The 21279-nt window shown below is 70.0% G+C and carries 16 protein-coding genes; 7 read left to right on the top strand and 9 right to left on the bottom strand.

Annotated features, from left to right (window positions below; genetic code table 11):
- Positions 1-495 precede the first annotated feature (495 nt).
- A complete protein-coding gene (locus tag CSR00_RS25355; protein ID WP_099025174.1) occupies positions 496-894 on the top strand; it encodes a helix-turn-helix domain-containing protein in 399 nt (132 codons plus the stop codon).
- 12 nt (positions 895-906) lie between these two features.
- Here the strand turns inward: CSR00_RS25355 and CSR00_RS25350 are convergent, their stop codons facing one another.
- From CSR00_RS25350 to CSR00_RS25340, 3 genes are read right to left on the bottom strand one after another with little or no spacing between them, the layout of a single operon-like run.
- Entirely contained in the window at positions 907-2028 is a 1122-nt protein-coding gene (locus CSR00_RS25350; RefSeq protein WP_099025169.1) for a hypothetical protein, read from the bottom strand.
- Complete coding sequence (locus tag CSR00_RS25345) at positions 2025-2516, bottom strand: ImmA/IrrE family metallo-endopeptidase (protein ID WP_099025168.1); 492 nt, start codon at positions 2514-2516, stop codon at positions 2025-2027. Before CSR00_RS25345 ends, CSR00_RS25350 begins: the two co-directional genes overlap by 4 nt.
- A 19-nt stretch (positions 2517-2535) precedes the next feature.
- On the bottom strand, positions 2536-3687 hold the full coding sequence (locus CSR00_RS25340; protein ID WP_099025167.1) for a hypothetical protein: 1152 nt from the start codon (positions 3685-3687) through the stop codon (positions 2536-2538).
- A 203-nt stretch (positions 3688-3890) separates the two neighbouring features.
- On the opposite strand from CSR00_RS25340, the gene CSR00_RS25335 reads away from it, so the two are divergent.
- Entirely contained in the window at positions 3891-4547 is a 657-nt protein-coding gene (locus CSR00_RS25335) for a DUF6474 family protein (RefSeq protein WP_099025166.1), read from the top strand.
- Positions 4548-4563: 16 nt separating this feature from the next.
- On the opposite strand, the gene CSR00_RS25330 is transcribed toward CSR00_RS25335, so the two are convergent.
- A complete protein-coding gene (locus tag CSR00_RS25330; RefSeq protein ID WP_099025165.1) occupies positions 4564-6255 on the bottom strand; it encodes a sensor domain-containing protein in 1692 nt (563 codons plus the stop codon).
- A gap of 239 nt (positions 6256-6494) precedes the next feature.
- On the opposite strand from CSR00_RS25330, the gene CSR00_RS25325 reads away from it, so the two are divergent.
- Positions 6495-7079: a histone H1-like repetitive region-containing protein gene (locus tag CSR00_RS25325; protein ID WP_099025164.1), complete on the top strand. Its 585-nt coding sequence runs from the start codon at positions 6495-6497 to the stop codon at positions 7077-7079.
- 4 nt (positions 7080-7083) lie between these two features.
- The gene (rraA, locus tag CSR00_RS25320) at positions 7084-7563 is read left to right on the top strand and encodes a ribonuclease E activity regulator RraA (protein WP_099025163.1); all 480 of its coding nucleotides are present in this window, start codon (positions 7084-7086) and stop codon (positions 7561-7563) included.
- A gap of 11 nt (positions 7564-7574) precedes the next feature.
- Here rraA and CSR00_RS25315 read toward each other — a convergent pair whose 3' ends face one another.
- Positions 7575-9065, bottom strand: a complete 1491-nt coding sequence (locus tag CSR00_RS25315; RefSeq protein ID WP_099025162.1) for a flavin-containing monooxygenase — start codon at positions 9063-9065, stop codon at positions 7575-7577.
- A 78-nt stretch (positions 9066-9143) separates the two neighbouring features.
- Here CSR00_RS25315 and CSR00_RS25310 point away from each other — a divergent pair, with 78 nt between their 5' ends.
- Together CSR00_RS25310 and dinB are read left to right on the top strand one after the other, a co-directional pair.
- The gene (locus CSR00_RS25310; protein WP_099025173.1) at positions 9144-9782 is read left to right on the top strand and encodes a TetR/AcrR family transcriptional regulator; all 639 of its coding nucleotides are present in this window, start codon (positions 9144-9146) and stop codon (positions 9780-9782) included.
- Positions 9783-9840: 58 nt separating this feature from the next.
- Entirely contained in the window at positions 9841-11103 is a 1263-nt protein-coding gene (dinB, locus tag CSR00_RS25305) for a DNA polymerase IV (protein WP_099025161.1), read from the top strand.
- Between the two features lie 8 nt (positions 11104-11111).
- On the opposite strand, the gene CSR00_RS25300 is transcribed toward dinB, so the two are convergent.
- Together CSR00_RS25300 and CSR00_RS25295 are read right to left on the bottom strand one after the other, a co-directional pair.
- Positions 11112-12113 carry a PHP domain-containing protein gene (locus tag CSR00_RS25300; RefSeq protein ID WP_099025172.1) on the bottom strand — a complete coding sequence of 334 codons (1002 nt, stop codon included), beginning with the start codon at positions 12111-12113 and terminating at the stop codon, positions 11112-11114.
- A 36-nt stretch (positions 12114-12149) separates the two neighbouring features.
- The gene (locus tag CSR00_RS25295) at positions 12150-12776 is read right to left on the bottom strand and encodes a TIGR03086 family metal-binding protein (RefSeq protein ID WP_245906519.1); all 627 of its coding nucleotides are present in this window, start codon (positions 12774-12776) and stop codon (positions 12150-12152) included.
- Between the two features lie 132 nt (positions 12777-12908).
- On the opposite strand from CSR00_RS25295, the gene CSR00_RS25290 reads away from it, so the two are divergent.
- The gene (locus CSR00_RS25290) at positions 12909-13757 is read left to right on the top strand and encodes an LLM class F420-dependent oxidoreductase (protein WP_099025160.1); all 849 of its coding nucleotides are present in this window, start codon (positions 12909-12911) and stop codon (positions 13755-13757) included.
- Positions 13758-14408: 651 nt separating this feature from the next.
- Here the strand turns inward: CSR00_RS25290 and CSR00_RS25280 are convergent.
- Positions 14409-15875 carry a glutamate synthase subunit beta gene (locus CSR00_RS25280; protein WP_099025159.1) on the bottom strand — a complete coding sequence of 489 codons (1467 nt, stop codon included), beginning with the start codon at positions 15873-15875 and terminating at the stop codon, positions 14409-14411.
- Positions 15868-20490, bottom strand: a complete 4623-nt coding sequence (gltB, locus tag CSR00_RS25275; protein ID WP_176562263.1) for a glutamate synthase large subunit — start codon at positions 20488-20490, stop codon at positions 15868-15870. The genes CSR00_RS25280 and gltB overlap by 8 nt, the downstream gene beginning before the upstream one ends.
- Positions 20491-21279: the final 789 nt, after the last annotated feature.

Here is a 21279-nt window from a genome sequence, read left to right as displayed (position 1 = left end):
GCCCCCTCCCTGTGCCTCTCCCCCCCGGGGCCACTGCTCTCGGGGGCGTGAGCATCCGATCTCGCAGGGGCGTGGCGATGATTGCCGCAGACCAGGTCCACGGTGCTGCGAAGTGCCCCCGACCACCGCGGTCCCCGGTGCGAAAACCGTGGCCGCCGTGGGCGATAGCAAAGATAACGGTGTGATAAGTGTCGCCTTAGCATCGTTGCCCGGTCACTTGGGCTGCTCATAGGCCCCCCTGAGCCGCCGTCGGCACGTTTCGCACCGACCTGTCGGACTCGGCGTGCATAACTCCGTTTACCCTGGCAGTCTCTACGGCAATGGTGCGGATTTCGTCGCCGCCGTCCAGCTTGACAGGCTCAGGCGGAGAAGAAATCATTGCTCGCGTTAATTACTGATAGGTTTGCACTTGGTTGATCGGACATCTGTCGCTACCATGAGCAGCAAATACGCTTACGAATCCGTCCGGCTCTGCCGTTTGTGGAGGTCATCGAGATGAGCACGACGTTCGCTGCGCGATTGAATCGCCTGTTCGACACGGTCTACCCGCCCGGCCGCGGGCCGCACACCTCTGCCGAGGTGATCGGCGCGCTCAAGGCCGAGGGTGTGACGATGTCGGCGCCGTACCTGTCGCAGCTGCGGTCAGGTAACCGGACCAACCCGTCGGCCGCGACGATGGCCGCGCTGGCCAACTTCTTCCGGATCAAGCCGGCGTACTTCACCGACGACGAGTACTACGAGAAGCTCGACAAGGAGCTGTCCTGGCTGGCTAACATGCGCGATGAGGGCGTCCGCCGCATCGCCGCCCGCACCGTCGGGTTGTCGCCGGAGTCCCAGCTCGACCTGGTGCAGAAGGCCGAGGAGCTGCGTCGCAAGGAAAACCTCGACGCCTGAGGCGGCAGTCCGCTATCCGGTGAGCTCGCGGTAGCAGCGCGCGATCTGCAGGATCCACTCCCGGTCGGAGTAGGTGTCCGGTTGGCGTAGCCATTCGGGTCCGGGGAAGGCTTCGGCGCCCGTCTGTTCGTCGTCACGCCCGGCCAGGATCCAGGCCGCGACGGCACGGGCCTGTTCGTGGGGCGTCACCTCCGGCCGCTCCCGGTCCGCCGAGCCGGTGAGGTCCCGGCTGTCACCGGCATGGCGGTCCCGCCCGGCATGCGCCCCCTGGGCGGCGGTCGCCTCCAGGAAGAGCGCGTCGGATATCAGCGACAACCGCTCGGAGACCCGGAACACCAGCGGCCCGCGGGGCCGCACGCCGATCCCGATGTCGGGCTGGCGGCGCTCCAACTCGTCGAGCAGGGGCGTGACCAGCCGCAGTTCGTGGCGCCCGCTGAACCAGTCCTCGATCGTCGGCAGCAGCGAACCGGCACCCACGACGGCCATCGCGCAGCCCAGCAGGGTCGCGGCGGCACCGACGCTCAGCGTGGCCGTGCCCGCGGCACGGACCAGGAAGAAACCACTGGCCAGCAGGATCAGCATGACGCCCACCGTGTAGACGAACAGCGCCCGCCCACGCCGACTGCGGCTGGAATGCCGCAGCCCCGCCCACGACATCAGCGACAGCGCCAGCAGCACGTAGAGCAGCGGGATCAGCCAGGACAGCGATGTGCGGCTGGTGCCCAGGTTGGTCGACAGAAACTGCTCGGGGGACATCTCGGCCTGCTTGCCGCCGGCGAAGAACAGGGCCAGGGTCACCGCGGCGATGACAGCGGCACCGGCGTACTGGGCCAGGGCGATGCGGCGCACCGCCTCGGGCCGGCGGTGCGAGGAGACGCCGGTGATCATCACGCAGCTGCCGGCCGCGCAGGCGATCAGCGCCACCTGGCTCAGGCCCACCGAGATGTTGGGCCAGCGCAGCAGCGTGTCGAGGAACAGCGTCAGCGGTGCCCAGTTCAGCGCCGCGACCAGCGCCAGGCTGCCCAGCGCGACGATCATGGCGGAGCTGACCAGCGATTGTTTGTTGACCAGGGCCCAACCGATACGCACCCCGGTCGCCAGGCCCAGCAGTCCGGCGATGATCCAGACCGTCAACCAAACGCCTCCCCGAGCCGCACCTGCACGATCGACGCCCGGTCGGAGGGCATCCGGCCCAACCGGTAGATCAGCAGGGCCGCGAAGTCCTCGGCCTCCTGCTCGGCCTCCGCGCCGCTCGGCCCCATACACCCGGTGCGTTGGTTGAGCATGTATCCGATCAGGTCATCGCTGGCCAGTTCGGCCGTCTGCCGTGCGGCCTCGATGACCGGGATCCCCTCGTGCCCGAGCACGAGGTGGCCCAACTCGTGAGCCAGGGTCCGCTCCCAGGTCGGCAGGCCCTGCTGGATCACGAAGACATCCCGGTCGTGGTACTGGCGCCACTGTCCGCACACCCCGGGCGGCAGGTCGTCCATCTCCAGCTGGATCTCGCGATCCCGGCTGGTCCCGACGGCCTGCACCAACCGGTGCAGGGTGACCTCTCCCCGGCGGGGCGCCAGGTCGAGCACCTCACTCACCGCCTTCGTGACGCGGCGGCTGGCTGCCATATCGCCCACCTCCTCCCGATCACCTCAGGAACCGTGCCGTGCCCGCGGTGCGCACCGCATGTCCCGCCTTGGCCTGGCGGTACCCGAACAGGCCACCGATCGCTGTCAGCGCGAGGATGCCCGCCACCCCGGGCACGGCCAGTCCCGCGAGTTCCACCATTCTCGCTGACCGCAGGTATTCCGGGTAGCCAGCGCGGAACGTGTCGGGCATTCCGGTTCGCGGCCCCGTACCGGTGCCCTCGGCCGGCGGCGTTCTGGTGACCGGACGGGGCGCGTCGAAACCGGCGGCCGGCGGCGCCGAACCCGTTCCGGCGGGAGCCGGCGGGGGCAGACGCGGCGGGGGCGCGGCCGGAACCACCACGTTGACCGGCGGCGGCACGATCACCGGCACACTGACCAGGGCCGGGCCCGCATCGGCGGCCGGGGCCGATGCGTCGCCGTCACTGTCGATCACGGGCGGCTCGGCCGGTTCGAGCTCGGGCACGCTTCCGGTGCCACCCCAGGCCGGCGGCGGTGGCAGCGACACCGGCGCGTCGACGCCCCCGCCGTCGGTGGTCTGCGGGATCCCGACGCCATCGTCGTCGTCGCCGTCGTCGTCGTCGTCGCCGTCGTCATCGCCGTCGCCGTCGCCATCGCCATCGTCGTCGCCGTGGCAGGGCCACCGGCCGGTGCGCCCAGGGTCCTTCTCGTCGCCACCCTCATCGGGCCGGTTGCCGGCCTCGTCACCGGCGCGCGTCGCCTCGGGGCCGGTGTCTCCGGCGGTGTCTCTCTCGGTGTCCCCGGCGCGGCCGTCTCCGCGGCCGACGCCCGCAGCGTCACCGACGGTGGTGCCGGCCCGGGCGTCGCGGTCACCGGCCTCGTGGCCGGTTCTGTTGCCGGTCCCGCTGCCAGCCCTGCTGGCGGCCTCGCTGTCGGTCTTGTTGGCGGCCCTGCCGCCCCTGGGGTGGCGGTGCACCGTGGCGTCGCGGTGACCGCCCGCGGCCGGCCCGCCGCGGCCGCGCTCACCCCTGCGGTGTGCGTCCCGCTGCCCGTTGCCCGGACTGTCGCGGCCGGCGCCTGTAGTGGTGTCCGCCCCGGAGATGGCCGGACTCAGAGAGCCGGGGCCAGCGGCCAGCAGCCCGCAGGCGATCACACCGCTGATCGCCGCAATGCGCACCCGCGAGCAGTTCACACTCGTCCTGTTCCGCTCTCCCGGCCGTCGGTGTCGCGCTCCGCACCCGTGCTGGGCGGGGGCCGTCGGGGCCACCGAATTCCGGCGCTCGATTCTCTCATATCCCCAGGTGACAATTCCGCCGGTCGCAGACGATAGGGTTGGCAGACCGTTCGTGGGCAGACATCGCAACGATCGACGAGATCACCGGGAGGCGGCCGCAAATGGGCCTGTTCACCAAGCGCAAGAGCCGCGCGACCCGTCGCGCCGAGGCCAAGGCGCTCAAGGCCAAAGCCAAGCTGGAGGCGCGGCTGGAAGCCAAGAACGAGCGCCGCCGGATCCGGACCGCGCAGCGCGCCGAGGCCAAGGCCGTCAAGGCCCAGCTGCGCGCACAGCGCGAAAGCGACAAGGCCGCGCTCAAGGTCGCCGAGACCAACCTCAAGGCCGCGCAGGAAGGCAAGCTGTTCTCGCCGACGCGCGTGCGCCGCACGTTGACGGTGACCCGGCTGCTGGCTCCGGTGCTGGTGCCGGTGGTCTACCGCGCCGCGGTGTCGGCCCGCGGCGTCCTCGACGAACGGCGGGCCGAGCGGCTGGGGATACCCCTGAGCCAGGTCGGGCAGTTCTCCGGCCCGGGTGGTCAGTTGTCGGCGCGGATCTCGGGCGCCGAACGCTCGCTGCGCGCCATCTCCGAGAAGAACCCGAAGGACGCCGAGACCAAGCAGTTCGTCTCGGCCATGACCGCGCGGCTCTCGGACCTGTCTGCCGCGGTGACGACCGCCGAGAACATGCCCGGCACCCGCCGCAGGGCCGCGCACGCCGCTATCGCCGAACAGCTCGACGGCATCGAGGCGGATCTGATGGCCCGTCTCGGCGTGCGCTGACCCGCCACCCGGTCGGTCAGGTCCGGCCGATCGTGCTGAATCCCTCCACGCGGTCCCGCCGGTTCGCCTTGACGCGGTACATCGCCGCATCGGCGCGGGCAAGCAGTTCCCGCGCGCTCATCGTGTTGCCGGCGGCGGCACCGACGCTGACGGTCATGACGAGTCGGTGGCCCTCGTAGTCGAACGGCGCGGCGAACGCCTCCCGGATGCGCTCCGTCACCCCGTGCAGATCGGTGGCGGTGCTCAACTGTTCGCGAACGACCACGAACTCGTCGCCGCCGAGGCGGACGACGGTGTCGGTGTGCCGGATCGCCTCACCCAGGCGGATCCCGGCCTCGCGGAGCAGATGGTCGCCGACCTCGTGCCCGAGGGTGTCGTTGATCTGCTTGAACCGGTCGATGTCGATGAACAACACGCCGACCTGGGTTCCCGTGATGCGCGCCGAGGCCAGCGCACGGCCCAGCCGGTCCTCCAGCACCGTCCGGTTGGGCAGACCAGTCAGCGCGTCGGTGACCGCCGCCTTCCGCAGCCGCGCGGTGGCCTCCTTGGCGGCGGTGATGTCCTGGAACTGCACGAGCAGGTGGTTGACGTCGCCGGAGTCGCCCGGGAGCCCGATCACCGTCCGGATGCACCACACGGTGGTGCCGTCGGGTCGGTAGTAGCGCCGCTGGGCCTCGTGGTGCGCGACCTCTCCGGCGAGCACCGTGCCCATCTGGTCGCGGTGTGATGCCAGCTCCCGGTCGGCGGTGAACTCCCACAGTCCGTGCCCGACCAGTTCCTCGGCCGTGCGCCCCAGCAGGGCGCACAGCGCCGGGTTGACGCGCTCGATGGTGCCGTCGACGCCGCTCAGCGCCATCCCGACCGTCGAGTGCGCCATCGCCAGCTCGAAGACCCGCACGGCGGCGTCGCGGGCCGATTCCGCGCTGACCCGGTCGGTGACGTCGCGGCATGTGGCGATGATCTGCGCCGGGACGCCCCGCTGGCCGGGAAGCACGTGTGCGGTGGTCTCGACCCACCGATGGCCGCCGTCGGCGTGCCGCATGCGCGCGGTCCACCGCGGGGGCCGCTCCTCCTGGGACAGGGCGCGATGCCACCGATCCATCCCGTCGTGGTCGTCGGGGTGGATCAGATCGTGGCACCGGGTACCGATGAGGTCGTCCGGGTCGACTCCCAGGACGGCGCGCGAGGCCGGCGATACCCACAGGAACGACAGGTCGTCCAGCAGTTGCCAGGACACCATGTCGGAGCTGTGTTCCGCAATCATCCGGTGCACCCGCTCGGAATCGCGCAGCTGCAGCTCGCGCAGCCGGTGACCGGTGATCGGCCGGAAGGCGACGACGGCCACCCACGCCTCGGTTTCGCCGGGCCGGAACAGGGGCACCGCGGTGATGTCCAGCCAGACGTGGTGGCCGGGTGCCTCGCTGCCCGGTCGGTGCACCCCCATGACGGCGTCGGTGACGGTGGACCTGCTGCGCACCGCCCGCATGGAGGGGTGCCTGGCGCCGGGCAGCGGGCGGCCGTACTCGTCGACGGCGGCCCAGCGGGGATCCTGTGAGCTGCGATCACGCATCTGGCTGAAGGTGAGCCCGAGGATGGCCTGGGCCTGCGCGGAGGCGAGAACGATCTCCCCGTCGGCATTCTGGACGGCGATCCCGGTGTCCGGCGCCAGATCGGCCAGGCCGGCGGCGGCGGCGAAAGCGTCGATCAAGTCGCCCCCTAGCTCGGCCCTCCCGAACGGCGCGGCGTTTCTTCGCCGTCAATTTGGCAGTTCGACTATAGAACCGATCGGCGCGGCACTCGACCCGGCCGACCAGTAGGTTCGTATACCGCGTGACCGCCCGGAGGCGTCGGCGCCGCACACCCGCCCGTCATCCCCGCCGTCCACGAGCTGGCATGATGGTGCGCACTGCGTGTGCGCGACGACGACACTGCAAAGGAGCAGCCCCCATGGCCGACCCGCAGGATCAGCCCGACCAGGGTCCCGCGGCATCTCAATCGCCGGAGCCGCAGCCGGAGCAGCCCGAGCAGAAGGTGCCGCCCGCCAGGGAGACACCGGTGAAGAAGACACCCGCTAAGAAGACCCCGGCCAAGAAGGCACCGGCCAAGAAGGCGCCCGCCAAGAAGACCCCGGCCAAGAAAACCCCGGCGAAGAAAACCCCCGCCAAAAAAGCACCGGCCAAGAAGACACCGGCGGAGAAGACCCCCGCCAAGAAAGCGCCGACGGGGAACGCACCCGCCAAGAAGACACCCGCGAAGAAAACCCCCGCGAAAGCGGCGCCCGCCGGGAAAGCGGCGCCCGCCGGGAAAGCGCCCGAACCGCCTCCGCCCCCGACCGCCGGAGATGCCGGGGCCAGGGAGGCCGCCGCGCAGGCGAAGTCCGCGATCGACCGCGCCGGCGACAGCGCCACGGCCCCCGTGGTCCAGGCCGTCGGCGGCGACCGCTCACGCCTGCCGTTCGCGGTCGCGATCGCGATCAGCATCCTGGCGATCCTGCTGATCCGGCAGCTGCGCCGCTCCTCGGACGAGGAGTGACCCGGTGACGGTGACAGCGCGGCCCACCGCCGACCTGGTCGACGAGATCGGCCCCGACGTTCGCAGCTGCGACACCCAGTTCGGCCGGTTCGGTGGCCGTGCGATGTTCGCCGGGCCGGTCCACACGGTGCGCTGCTTCCAGGACAACGCCCTGCTCAAGTCGGTGCTCTCGGAGCCGGGAGGCGGAGCGGTGCTGGTCATCGACGGCGCGGCATCGCTGCACAGCGCGCTGGTCGGCGACGTCATCGCCGAGCTCGGCCGGTCCAACGGGTGGGCCGGCCTGATCGTCAACGGAGCCGTGCGCGACGCCGCGACCCTGCGCGGCATGGACTTCGGGATCAAGGCGCTGGGCACCAATCCGCGCAAGAGCACCAAGACCGGCGCCGGTGACCGCGACGTCGAGGTCACCTTCGGCGGAGTCACGTTCGGCCCCGGTGACCTGGTCTACTGCGATGACGACGGCATCGTCGTCGTGCGCGAGTGAACCAGCCCTGATCAGGCGGTGACCGGCACCGTCGCGTGGTGTCTGGTGAAGTGCAGGGCGTCGTCGTCGACCTTGCCCCGCCGGATCAGCTGCAGGTCCAGCAGGTAGTTCTGCTTGAGCCGCCACGGCACCTTCGAGCCCGCCTTGGGCAGGTAGTCCAGCGCGCGCAGCACGTAGCCGGGGGTGAAGTCCATCAGCGGCCGCTCGTCGACCTCGGAGCCGGGATACTGCGGGACCACGGTGTCGTATCCGTGGGCGTCCATGTAGTTGAGCAGCCGGCAGACGAACTCGGAGACCAGGTCCGCCTTCAACGTCCAGGACGCGTTGGTGTAGCCCAGGGTGAACGCCATGTTCGGCATCCCGGTCAGCATCATGCCCTTGTAGGCCATCGTCTCGTTGAGGCTCACCGGGTGCCCGTTGCGCCTGATCTCGGCGCCGCCGAACAGCTGCAGGTTCAATCCCGTCGCGGTGATGATGATGTCGGCGGGCAGCTCGGCGCCGGAGGCCAGCCGGATACCGGTCTCGGTGAACCGGTCGATGGCATCGGTGACGACGTCGGCCCTGCCCGAGCGGATGGTCTTGAACAGATCCCCGTTGGGCGCCAGGCACAGCCGCTCGTCCCACGGGTTGTAGCGGGGGCCGAAATGGGTGTCGACGTCGAAGCCCTCCGGCAGCCGGCGCTTGGCCATCGTCATCAGCGTCTTGCGCATCTGCTGGGGGAAGCGCCTGGCGAACTGGTACTGCGCGGACTGCATCAGGATGCTCTTCCAGCGGTTGAGCACGTAGGCCGCCTTGGGCGGCAGGTGTTTCATGGTGCGGGCCGCGAACGGGTCGACATCGGGCAGCGCGCCGATGTAGGTCGGCGAGCGCTGCAGCATCGTCACGTGCCCGGCACCGGAGTTCGCCAGCGCCGGGATGAGGGTGACCGCGGTGGCGCCGCTGCCGATGACCACGATGCGTTTGTCGGCGTAGTCGAGGTCCTCCGGCCAGTGCTGGGGATGGACGATCGTCCCGCCGAAGTCCTCGGCGCCGGCGAAGGTGGGCGAATACCCCTCGTCGTAGTTGTAGTAGCCGCTGCAGGCGAACAGGAACGAGCAGCTGATCTGCGCCGTTTCGACGTCCCCGTCCCCGGTGTCTCGGTTGATCGTCACGTTCCAGCGCTGGTCGTCGTCGGACCATTCGGCGTCGGTCACCTGCTGGTTGTAGCGGATGTGCTTGTCGATGCCGAACTCGGCGACGGTTTCGTTGAGGTAGGCCATGATCGAGGGCCCGTCGGCGATGGCCTTCGACGAGGTCCACGGCTTGAACCGGAAGCCCAGGGTGAACATGTCCGAGTCCGACCGGATGCCGGGGTACTTGAACAGATCCCACGTGCCGCCGAGGTTGGCCCGGCGCTCCAGGATGACGTAGCTCTTGCCCGGGCACCTGTCCTGCAGGTGCCAGGCGGCGCTGATGCCGGAGATCCCGGCGCCCACGATCACAACGTCGACGTGTTCGGTCATGACCGGCACGCTATCAACGCCGTGTTGAATTGGTCAACACCCTGTCGACGAAATCGACACGGTGTTAGGGTGTCGTCCGTGACCACCGTCAGCTCGCCGCGCTCGCGCGGCCGCCGGTCCTCCCGGCCGTCGGCCGAGGATCGGGAGCAGGCCATCCTGGCGACCGCCGCCAGACTGCTGGAGCAGAAGCCGTACGGCGAGATCTCGGTCGACGATCTGGCCCGGGGTGCCGGGCTGTCGCGCCCCACGTTCTACTTCTATTTCCGGTCCAAGGAGGCGGTGCTGCTCAGCCTGCTGGAGCCGGTGATCCACCGGGCCGACTCCGGGTTCGACGGCGCGCTGGAAAAGCTGCCCACCGATCCCCGGCGGTCCTTCCATCAGGGCATCAGGACCTTCTACACCGCCTTCGCCTCGCATCCGACGATGGCGCGCGCGGGCACCGAGGCGCTGGCGACCAGTCCCGAGTTCCGGGCCCTGTGGTCGGCGTTCATGCAGAAGTGGATCGACCAGACCACCGCGTTGATCCTGGCCGAACGCGACCGCGGCGCCGCGCCGGACACCATTCCCGCACGTGATCTGGCGACGTCGCTGAACCTGATGAACGAGCGCACCATGATGGCCGCGCTGGCCGGCGAGGAACCGGCCGTGGCCGCCGACCACGTCGTGGCGACGCTCACCCACATCTGGCTGACCAGCATCTACGGCCGATCGGTCTGACGGGTCCGGGTATCCGGCGGCACCGGGCCCTGTCGGTGGGCCGTGCGACCATCCGTTCGTGTGCGCGGGGACCGCTTCCATCCTGCACGCCGACCTCGACTCGTTCTACGCCTCGGTCGAGCAGCGTGACGACCCGACACTGCGCGGCCGCCCGGTGATCGTCGGCGGCGGGGTCGTCCTGGCCGCCAGCTACGAAGCCAGGGCCTACGGCGTACGCACCGCGATGGGCGGGCGGCAGGCGCTGCGACTGTGCCCGCGCGCGGTCGTCGTCCCGCCACGGATGGCCGCGTACTCGCGCGCCAGCGAAGCCGTGTTCGAGGTGTTCCGCGACACCACCCCCCTGGTCGAACCGTTGTCGGTGGACGAGGCGTTCCTCGACGTCGGCGGCCTGCTGCGCACCGCGGGGCACCCGGCGCAGATCGGCGCCGGACTGCGGGCCCGCATCCGCACGGAGATCGGCCTGCCGATCACCGTCGGGATCGCGCGCACCAAGTTCCTGGCCAAGGTCGCCAGCCAGGAGGCCAAGCCGGACGGCCTGCTGCTGGTCCCGCCGGAACAGGAACTGTCCTTCCTGCACCCGCTGCCGGTACGGCGGCTGTGGGGCGTGGGCGCCAAGACCGCGGAGAAACTGCACAGTCACGGTATCCACACCGTGGCTCAGGTCGCCGAGCTCGGCGAGACCACCCTGGCGGCCATGGTCGGCGCGGCGATGGCCCGCCAGCTGTACTGCCTGTCCCGCAACGTCGACCGCCGCCGCGTGGTGACCGGCGTCCGGCGGCGCTCGGTGGGGGCCCAGCGGGCCGTGGGCCGGGCCGGTACCACCATGACCGCGGCGGAGGTCGACGCCGTGGTGATCGCCCTGCTGGACCGGATCACCCGCCGGATGCGGGCGGCCGGGCGGACCGGGCGCACCGTCACCCTGCGGCTGCGGTTCGACGATTTCGGCCGGGCCACCCGCTCCCGCACCCTGCCGCGGGCCACGGCGGCCACCACACCGCTGCTGGCCACCGCCCGCGCCCTGGTCCACGATGCGGCGCCGCTGATCGCCGACCGTGGCCTGACGCTCATCGGGTTCGCGGTGTCCAATATCGACCGTGACGGCGCGGCGCAGCTGGAGTTGCCGTTCGGGGCCTGCGCCGCCGCGGGGGGCGGCCCCGGGCAGCGCGGCCCGGCGCTCGAGTCAACAGTCGACCCGATGGTCGACTCCGCGCTCGACTCGGCGGTGGATCTCGTGCGCCGGCGCTTCGGCAGCTCCGCGCTGACCCGCGGGGTTCTCGTGGGGCGCGATGCGGGGCCCGAAGTCCCGCTTCTGCCCAACTGACCGGGCCTCTAGGAGGCCCAGTCGAGCAGGCGGTGCACCGGCCACGTGTTGACGATGCGGTCGATGGGCACCTCGTTGTCCAGCGCGCGTTGGGCCCCGTATCCCAGGAAGTCCAGCTGGCCCGGTGCGTGGGCGTCGGTGTCGATGGAGAACTGGCAGCCGATCTCCACCGCCAGCCGCAGCATCCGCGAGGGCGGGTCACGCCGTTCGGGCCGCGCGTTGATCTCCACCGCGGTCCCGTGGTCGCGGCAGGCCTCGAACACCCGCTGCGCGTCGAACCTGGACTCGGGGCGGGTGCCCCGGCCGCCCTCGACCAGTCGGCCGGTGCAGTGCCCGAGCACATCCACCCGCGCGTTCGCGACCGCGGCGACCATCCGGCGCGTCATCGCCGCGGGGTCCATCGACAGTTTGGAGTGCACGCTGGCGACCACGATGTCGAGGCGCTCCAACAGCGCCGGATCCTGGTCCAACGTCCCGTCGTCGAGGATGTCGACCTCGATGCCGGTGAGAATCCGCATCGGCGCGAACCGTTGCCTCAGCTCGTCGATGACGTCGAGTTGGCGGCGCAGCCGGTCGGACGAGAGTCCGTTGGCCACCGTCAGCCGTGGGGAGTGGTCGGTCAGTGCACAGTACTCGTGACCCAGCGCCGCGGCGGTGGCCATCATCTCCTCGATCGGAGCCGAACCGTCCGACCAGTTCGAATGCAGATGCAGGTCACCACGCAGCGCCGTCCGCAGCTCCCCACCGCCGAGATCCTCGGCGGCCTCCCGCAGTGTCACCAGCGCATCGGGTTGGCGGCCCGCCCAGGCCTGCGCGATCACGGCCGCGGTCTTGGGACCGATGCCCGGCAGCGACTGCCACGACCCGGCGCGTCCGTGCCGCTCGCGCTGCTCGGCGGACAGTCCCTCCAGCACCTCGGCGGCCCTGCGGTAGGCCATCACCCTGCGGGAGTCCTCGCGGGCGCGGTCCTTGTAGTAGGCGATCTCGCGCAACGCGGCGACGGGATCCACGACGGGCATGCCTCCAGTGTGCCCCCGACGGTGCCCTCAGCCGGCCGGCGCCCAATCCGGTCTCCGGCCGCTCAACGCGACGATGCGGTCCATGGCGGGAGCATCGGGCGCTACCGGCACCGCGGCGGCGAAGAGCCCCTCGACCGGGGCCTGTGCGGCGAAGGGGGTCAGGTATCCCAGGCAGTCGATCGCCGTTCGCTCGTCGACGGCGTAGCGCTGCCCGGTCGCCCTGGCCAGATCCCAGCCGTGCACCACGACCTCGGTGAGCGCGATCGCACCGACCACGTCGCCGGGCAGGTCCATGCCCGCGATGCGGGTCTCGCCCGACCACGCCGACGGATTCGACCAGGCGCCGGCGAGCGCGGTCAGCCGGGCGGGGTAGGAGGCCCGCCAGTCCGCATCCAAGCGGGCGGCGTCTGCGGCACCGCCGTGGTCGGTCAGTTCGCCGAAGTCGCGGGCGGCCGCGGCGGCGAACGCCAGCGCCAGCCCGCCCAGGTGGTGCAACAGGTCACCGACCTGGAACTGCTCGCACGGGGTGGCTGCGGTCAGCTGGGCGGGTCGCACGGCGGCGATGACGGCACCGGTGCGCCGGCAGGCCGCGGTCAGGTCGGGGGTTCGGTCGGGGGTCATCTCGTGGGCGCCCGTGGGCGAGATCTCGGTCATGCCGGTACGGCGTGGGCGAGATCTCGGTCATGCCGGTACGGACCGGGTCGGCGGCCGAATGTCATCGCGCTGGCCCGAGCGGGGCCTCCCGCGACGCGGCCCGCTCGCGGTTCGGCTGACTAGGCTGGGTGGGTGCGCTTCGCCTTCAAAACGTCCCCACAGAACACCACCTGGCATGACATGTTGGCGGTCTGGCAGGCCGCCGACGCCATCGACGTCTACGAGTCCGGCTGGACCTTCGACCACTTCTATCCGATCTTCTCCGACCCGACCGGGCCCTGCCTGGAAAGCTGGGTCACCCTGACCGCACTGGCACAAGCCACCCGCCGGCTGCGGGTCGGGGTGCTGGTGACCGGCGTCCACTACCGCCATCCCGCGGTCCTGGCCAACATGGCCTCGGCGCTCGACATCGTCTCCGGCGGCCGACTGGAGCTGGGCATCGGCGCCGGCTGGAACGAGGAGGAGTCCGAGGCCTACGGCATCAAGCTGGGCACCATCAAGGAGCGGTTCGACCGTTTCGAGGAGGCCTGTCAGGTGCTCACGGGTCTGCTGGGCGAGGAGACCACCACCTTCGACGGCAGGTACTACCAGCTCAAGGATGCCCGCAACGAGCCGAAGGGCCCGCAGAAACCCCATCCCCCGATCTGCATCGGCGGCAACGGCGAGAAGCGCACCCTGCGGATCACGGCGCGCTACGCCGACCACTGGAACTTCGTCGGCGGGCCGCCCGAGGAGTTCGCCCGCAAGCGCGACGTCCTGGCCGCACACTGCGCCGACATCGGCCGCGACCCCGCCGAGATCACGCTCTCGGCCCACGTGCGGCTGGGCCCGGACCTCGACTACCCGAAGGTGATCGACGAGGCCGCGGCGCTGGGCGAGCAGGGGCTTGACCTCGCGATCCTCTATCTGCCGCCGCCGCACGACCCCGCGGTCCTGGAGCCACTGGCCGAGGCGATCCGCGACTCGGGTTTGCCGGCCTGAGAACGGCTCCGGCGCGGCCGTCCCCGGGGCGCGGCGGGCGGGCGGGTCGACGCCCGGCCACCCGGGGATGCAGGGGTCAGCAGTGCAGGATCACGAATTGATAACGGCGGGCAAAATAGCGCCCGCGTCGATTACCGGCGGCACCCGACCGCGCGCCGGGTGGCCGGAGGCCCCTCAGAAGCCGTAGCGGAGCAGCTCGTCGGCAGTGACCAGACGCTCGTGTTTGGCGGGGAACTCCCTGCTCTTCACCGGGTGCCGGAACAATGACCAGGCGATTCGCCCCACCCGAGACCGGGCTATCGGGTTGATGTGCACTGCGATCACTCCTGCGTTCGGAGATTGCTGAACCGGGGCTCTACCATACCGCAGTGCCCACTGTCGAACATTAGATACCGGGACCGCGGCAAACTTTTGAAGGCGCGCCGTAGAAAGGTCTGATGTTTCTCGTGATGCAGGTGTGATTAATGGTGCGCCCAGCCGGTGGCCTGATCAGGGCCCACGGCGGGACCCGGGAACCGATGGCGCGCCCGTCCGGCATGCCGAGACCCGCGTGATCACCCGGCCGGCTAACTTTGCCGACCGCCTCCCCGAGACGGGAAAGTGACTGAAGTCACAGCACAGCGGTGGTGCGGAGGTCGGCTAACGGCCGAACTACCGCTGCGGCGCGGTGGTGGGCCTGATCGGCGCGGGCAGGGCCGTCTCCCCGACGAGAAACCGGTCGACCGCCGACGCCGCCGCGCGACCCTCGGCGATCGCCCACACGATCAGCGACTGTCCCCGGCCCATGTCGCCGGCGACGAACACGCCCGGCACCGTCGTCTGGAAGTCGTCGTCGCGCTTGACGTTGCCACGCTCGGTGAACTCCACCCCGAGTTCGGTGAGCAGCCCGGCCTTCTCCGGCCCGACGAATCCCATCGCCAGCAGCACCAGATCGGCCTCGAGCTCGAAGTCCGAACCCTCCACCTTCTCGAACTTGCCGGACTTCATCACCACCTCGTGCACCTTCAGCGCGGTCACACGGCCGTCGGACCCGACGAACTGCTCGGTGTTGACCGAGAACACGCGCTCTCCGCCCTCCTCGTGCGCGGAGGACACCCGGAACATCAGCGGGTAGGTGGGCCAGGGAGTGGACTCGGCGCGGGTCTCCGGCGGCCGCGGCATGATCTCGAACTGATGCACGCTGGCCGCGCCCTGCCGGTGCGCGGTCCCCAGGCAGTCGGCGCCGGTGTCGCCGCCACCGATGATGACGACCTTCTTGCCCTTGGCGGTGATCGGCGGCTCGCCGTCGGCACCGAGCACCGGATCGCCGTTCTGTACCCGGTTGGCCCACGGCAGATACTCCATCGCCTGGTGGATGCCGTCGAGCTCGCGCCCCGGCACCGGCAGATCACGCCAGGCCGTCGCGCCGCCGGCGAGCACCACGGCGTCGAACTCGTTCCGCAGCTGCTCGGCGGTGATGTCGACACCGACGTTGACGCCCGCGCGGAACTGCGTGCCCTCGGCCTCCATCTGTTCCAGCCGGCGATCGATGTGCCGCTTCTCCATCTTGAACTCGGGGATGCCGTAACGCAGCAGGCCGCCGATCCGGTCGGCGCGCTCGAACAGCGTCACCGAGTGGCCCGCGCGAGTCAGCTGCTGGGCGGCGGCCAGTCCGGCCGGCCCGGAGCCCACGACGGCCACCTTCTTGCCGGTGAGCACGTCGGGCGGGAGCGGGACCACCCAACCCTCCTCGAAGGCGTTGTCGATGATCTCGACCTCGACCTGCTTGATGGTGACGGGATCCTGGTTGATGCCCAGCACGCAGGAGGCCTCGCACGGCGCCGGGCACAGCCGTCCGGTGAACTCCGGGAAGTTGTTGGTGGCGTGCAGCCGCTCGATGGCATCGCGCCACCGGCCCCGGAACACCTGGTCGTTCCACTCCGGGATCAGGTTACCCAGCGGACAGCCGTTGTGGCAGAACGGAATACCGCAATCCATGCACCGCGACGCCTGCAGCTCCAGGGTCTCGTGGCTGAAGTCCTCGTAGACCTCTTTCCAGTCCCGCAGCCGCACCGGTACGGGCCTGCGCACCGGTGTCTCACGGTGGGTGTGCTTCAGGAAGCCGTTCGGGTCACCCACGAGCGGCCGCCATGATCGCCTCGCCGACGTCGTGGCCGTCGGCCTCCGCCTCGGCCATCGCCTGCAGCACGCGCTTGTAGTCGCGCGGCATCACCTTCACGAAGTTGTTCATCTCGGTCTCCCAATCGGCCAGGATCCGTTGTCCCACGGCCGAGTCGGTGGCGTCGATGTGCGCGGCGATCATGCCGTGCAGCCACTCGAAGTCGGCGTCGTCGAACGCGTCCAGATCGACCATTTCCTGGTTCAGGTTGTCGGCGAGCATGCCCTCGGGGTCATAGACGTAGGCCACGCCCCCGGACATGCCCGCGGCGAAGTTGCGTCCGGTGGCGCCCAGAATGACCACCCGGCCGCCGGTCATGTATTCACAGCCGTGGTCACCGACGCCCTCGACCACCGCGTGGGCGCCGGAGTTACGCACCGCGAACCGCTCCCCGACGACGCCGCGCAGGAATGCCTGCCCGCTGGTGGCGCCGAACAGGATCACGTTGCCGCCGATGATGTTGTCCTCGGCGACATAGTCGGCCGGCGCGTGATCGGACGGCCGCACCACGATGCGGCCACCCGAAAGCCCCTTGCCGACATAGTCGTTGGCATCGCCGTAGACCCTCAGGGTGATGCCGCTGGGCAGGAAGGCCCCGAAGCTGTTGCCCGCCGACCCCTCGAACGTGATGTCGATGGTGCCGTCGGGCAGCCCCTGGCCGCCGTAGGCCTTGGTCACCTCGTGGCCCAGCATGGTGCCGACCGCGCGGTTGACGTTGGCGATGGTCGTGGTGAACCGCACCGGCGCGCCGGTGTCCAGCGCCTCGCGGCACTGGGTGATCAGTTGCTGGTCCAGTGCCTTGTCCAGGCCGTGGTCCTGGCGCGAACTGCAGTAGAGGTCCTGGTTCATGAACGCCGACTCGGGCTCGTGCAGCACCGAGGAGAGGTCCAGCTTGTGCGCCTTCCAGTGCTCGGCCGCGCGCGTGGTGTCCAGGGCGTTGGCCTGGCCCACCGCCTCGTTGAGCGTCCGGAAACCGAGCTGGGCCATCAGCTCGCGCACTTCCTCGGCGATGAACATGAAGAAGTTCTCCACGAACTCCGGCTTGCCGGTGAAGCGCTCCCGCAGAACCGGGTTCTGGGTGGCCACCCCGACGGGGCAGGTATCCAGGTGGCACACCCGCATCATGATGCAGCCGGACACCACCAGCGGAGCGGTGGCGAAGCCGAACTCCTCGGCCCCCAGCAGCGCCGCCATCATCACGTCGCGGCCGGTCTTGAGCTGACCGTCCACCTGCACGACGATCCGGTCCCGCAGACCGTTGAGCAGCAGCGTCTGCTGCGTCTCGGCCAGGCCGAGCTCCCAGGGCGCACCGGCGTGCTTCTGCGAGGTCAGCGGGGTCGCACCGGTGCCGCCGTCGTGCCCGGAGATCAACACCACGTCGGCGTGCGCCTTGGACACCCCGGCCGCCACCGTGCCGACCCCGTTCTCGCTGACCAGCTTGACGTGGATACGCGCCTGCGGGTTGGCGTTCTTGAGGTCGTGGATCAGCTGGGCCAGATCCTCGATCGAGTAGATGTCGTGGTGCGGCGGGGGGGAGATCAACCCGACGCCGGGGGTGGAGTGGCGAACCTCGGCCACCCACGGATACACCTTGTGCCCCGGCAGCTGTCCACCCTCGCCGGGTTTGGCGCCCTGCGCCATCTTGATCTGGATGTCCGAGCAGTTGGTGAGGTAGTGACTGGTCACCCCGAACCGCGCCGAGGCGACCTGCTTGATGGCGCTGCGCCGCCAGTCGCCGTTGGCGTCGGGATCGAAGCGGTCGACGGACTCGCCGCCCTCACCGGAGTTCGACCGCCCGCCCAGCCGGTTCATCGCGATCGCCAGCGTCTCGTGCGCCTCGGCGGAGATCGAGCCGTAGCTCATCGCGCCGGTGGAGAACCGCTTGACGATCTCGCTGGCCGGTTCCACCTCCTCCAGTGGAACGGGCTCCCGCACACCCTCCCGGAACTTCAGCAGGCCGCGCAGGGAGGCCATCCGTTCGCTCTGATCATCGACCAGGGAGGTGTACTCCTTGAAGATCGAGTACTGCCCGGTGCGGGTGGAGTGCTGCAGCTTGAACACCGTCTCCGGGTTGAACAGGTGGTACTCGCCCTCACGGCGCCACTGGTACTCCCCGCCGACCTCGAGTTCGCGGTGCGCCCACTCGTCGGCGCGTTCCAGGTAGGCCAGCTTGTGCCGGGCGGCCACGTCGTTGGCGATGTCGTCGAGGTCGATACCCCCGGTGGGGCAGAACAACCCGGTGAAGTATTCGTCGAGCACCCGCTGGGAGATGCCGACGGACTGGAACAGCTGCGCGCCGGTGTAGGAGGCCAGGGTGGAGATGCCCATCTTCGACATCACCTTCAGCACACCCTTGCCGGCGGCCTTGACGTAGTTCGACAGTGCCTTATCGCGGTCCAGCCCGGTCAGCACGCCGCGATCGAGCATGTCCTCGATCGATTCGAAGGCCATGTAGGGGTTGATCGCCGCGGCACCGAACCCGCACAGCATCGCCATGTGGTGGACCTCGCGGGCGTCGCCGCTTTCCACCACGAGCCCGACCTGGGTGCGGGTGCGCTCCCGAACCAGGTGGTGGTGCACGGCGGCCACCGACAGCAGCGACGGGATGGGCGCCAGCCACTCATCGGATTCGCGGTCGGAGAGCACGATGATGCGCGCCCCGTTGCGGATCGCCTGGGAGACCTTCTTGCGCACGTCCTCCAGGGCGCGCCGCAGCCCCGGGCCGCCGTCGGCGACCGGGTACAGGCAGCGCACCACCGCCGCGCGCATGCCGTGCTTGTGCCCGCGGATCTCATGGTCGGGATCGACGTTGATCAGCTTGGCCAGCTCGTGGTTGCGCAGGATCGGCTGCGGCAGCACGATCTGCCGGCAGGAGTCCTGGTCCGGGTTGAGCAGGTCACCCTCCGGGCCGACGCTGCCCTGCAGGCTGGTGACCACCTCTTCGCGGATCGCGTCCAGCGGCGGGTTGGTCACCTGGGCGAACATCTGCTGGAAGTAGTCGTAGAGCATCCGGGGGCGCTGCGAGAGCACCGCGATGGGGGTGTCGGAGCCCATCGAACCCAGCGCCTCGGCGCCCGTGCGCGCCATCGGCGCGACCAGCAGGTTGAGCTCCTCATAGGTGTAGCCGAAGGCCTGCTGCCGCGACACCACCCGGTGGTGCGGCATCCGCAGGTAGTCACCCTGCGGCAGGTCGTCGAGCTCGAACAGGCCGGCCTCCAGCCACTCCTGATAGGGCTGCTCGGCGGCCAGCTCCGCCTTGATCTCCTCGTCCTCGACGATGCGTCCCTGTTCGGTGTCGACCAGGAACATCCGGCCGGGCTGCAGCCGCATCCGGCGCACCACGGTGGCGGGGTCCAGCTCCAGCACCCCGGCCTCGGAGGCCATCACGACGAGGCCGTCGTCGGTGACCCAGACCCGGGACGGGCGCAGGCCGTTGCGGTCGAGCACGGCCCCCACGACGGTGCCGTCGGTGAAGCACACCGAGGCGGGCCCGTCCCAGGGCTCCATCATGCAGGAGTGGTACCGGTAGAAGGCCCGCTGCGCGGGGTCCATCGACTCGTGGCGCTCCCAGGCCTCCGGGATCATCATCAACACCGCGTGGGCGATGCTGCGGCCGCCTAGGTGCAGCAGTTCGAGCACCTCGTCGAAGCGCGCGGTGTCGGAGGCACCGGGGGTACAGACCGGGAAGATCTTGTTCAGGTCGTTGTGATAGCCGAAGACGTCGGTGTGGATCAACGCCTCGCGGGCCCGCATCCAGTTCTCGTTGCCGGTGACCGTGTTGATCTCGCCGTTGTGGGCCACCCGGCGGAACGGGTGGGCCAGCGGCCAGGACGGGAACGTGTTCGTCGAGAAGCGGGAGTGCACGATGCCCAGTGCGCTGGTCAGCCGCTCGTCCTGCAGGTCCAGGTAGAAGGCCTTGAGCTGCGGCGTCGTCAGCATGCCCTTGTAGACGAACGTCTGCCCGGAAAGACTTGGGAAGTAGACGGTTTCACGGCCCGGACCGTCCTGGCCGGGGCCCTTGTTGCCCAACTCGTGCTCGGCGCGCTTGCGGATCACGTAGGCGCGCCGCTCCAGTTCCATCCCGCTGGCGCCGCCGATGAAGACCTGCCGCAACGTCGGCATCGCGTCGCGTGCCAGCGCCCCCAGCGAGCTGTCGTCGGTGGGGACGTCGCGCCACCCCAGCATCTGCAGGCCCTCGGCCTCGACGATCTTCTCCACCGCCTCGCAGGCGAGCTTGGCGTCGCGCGAGGACTGCGGCAGGAAGGCGATCCCGGTGGCGTAGCTGCCGGGATCGGGCAGCTCGAATCCGTCCTCCTGCTCCTTGCAGACCGCGCGCAGGAACTCGTCGGGAACCTGCAGCAGGATGCCCGCGCCGTCACCGGTGTTGGGCTCGGCGCCCTGCGCGCCGCGGTGCTCCAGGTTCAGCAGCGCGGTGATCGCCTTGTCGACGATGTCGCGGCTGCGGCGGCCGTGCATGTCGACCACCATCGCCACGCCACAGGAGTCGTGCTCATATGCGGGGTTGTACAGCCCGCTGGGCTCTCTTCCCACCGGTAAACCCACCTGACCCTTCATCAAGACTGTTTGCGTCATTCCCTGCTGGTGGACCCGCGCTACCGCAAACCCGTAAGGAAGCGGGCTGAGCCCCTTCGGTCTGGTCTGGTCGCGGACCCGCAGCATCCGTGCAGCGCTGAACGGCGGCCCATTTCCCGGGTCACGACAAGTGTTGAAACGATAAGCCAAACACCGCCTGACATGCCAACTTAGGCTTGCCTAAGCAAAGCTGCCCCCCGCTTCTTCCGGGACCCCGGGCTGCCCGTCCAGTACATCGTAATTCGTTGTGCGAAGCCGTCATTCGCGGTCCCACCGGCGGCAGCCCCGGATGCCGCCAAGATCACATCCGCCACAGCAAGCACTTAGATAATTTGCTGACGACCCCCCGGCCGCCGGGCCTCCCGCGTTCCACGGCCCCACCGGGGACGTTTCGGGCCGGTCAGCCCGGCCGCGGCGGGCCCGCCGCCGGCGCCGCGGGGCCCGGCCCCAGTTTGCGGAAAGGTTAGCCGGATTCTTAGAAAGCCCGGCTGCCGGTGGTGCGCCGACACGGGACCGGTTCGCCGGGACCGCGACCACCCCTCGGCGACGAAACTCTTCGCCCGCCGCGGTCCCGGCGACACCGCGCGGAACCCTTCCCCCGAACGGGTCCCGCCGCTCCCGGGTACCGATCCGGCGCTGGCGAATCGGTACCTGCCATCACAGTGGCCGTCCGGGCGCGCCCGTTCACGCGTAGTCGGCTACTCGTTTCCGTGTCCTCCCGTGTCGTCCTCCCGTGTCGTCGCCCCCTGTCCCCTCCCGTCTCCTTATACA

Source organism: Mycolicibacterium palauense, assembly GCF_002592005.1.
In the GTDB taxonomy this organism is placed as follows: domain Bacteria; phylum Actinomycetota; class Actinomycetes; order Mycobacteriales; family Mycobacteriaceae; genus Mycobacterium; species Mycobacterium palauense.
Note: the sequence above shows the minus strand (reverse complement) of the source record. Positions and strands in the feature narration are given on the sequence as shown.

Bases quoted from the DNA above. Each gene is read 5' to 3' on its own strand.
- CSR00_RS25355 (WP_099025174.1), top strand. From the start codon at position 496: ATGAGCACGACGTTCGCTGCGCGATTGAATCGCCTGTTCGACACGGTC.
- CSR00_RS25345 (WP_099025168.1), bottom strand. From the start codon at position 2,516: ATGGCAGCCAGCCGCCGCGTCACGAAGGCGGTGAGTGAGGTGCTCGAC.
- CSR00_RS25335 (WP_099025166.1), top strand. From the start codon at position 3,891: ATGGGCCTGTTCACCAAGCGCAAGAGCCGCGCGACCCGTCGCGCCGAG.
- CSR00_RS25325 (WP_099025164.1), top strand. From the start codon at position 6,495: ATGGCCGACCCGCAGGATCAGCCCGACCAGGGTCCCGCGGCATCTCAA.
- CSR00_RS25315 (WP_099025162.1), bottom strand. From the start codon at position 9,065: ATGACCGAACACGTCGACGTTGTGATCGTGGGCGCCGGGATCTCCGGC.
- CSR00_RS25295 (WP_245906519.1), bottom strand. From the start codon at position 12,776: ATGACCGAGATCTCGCCCACGGGCGCCCACGAGATGACCCCCGACCGA.
- gltB (WP_176562263.1), bottom strand. From the start codon at position 20,490: ATGAAGGGTCAGGTGGGTTTACCGGTGGGAAGAGAGCCCAGCGGGCTG.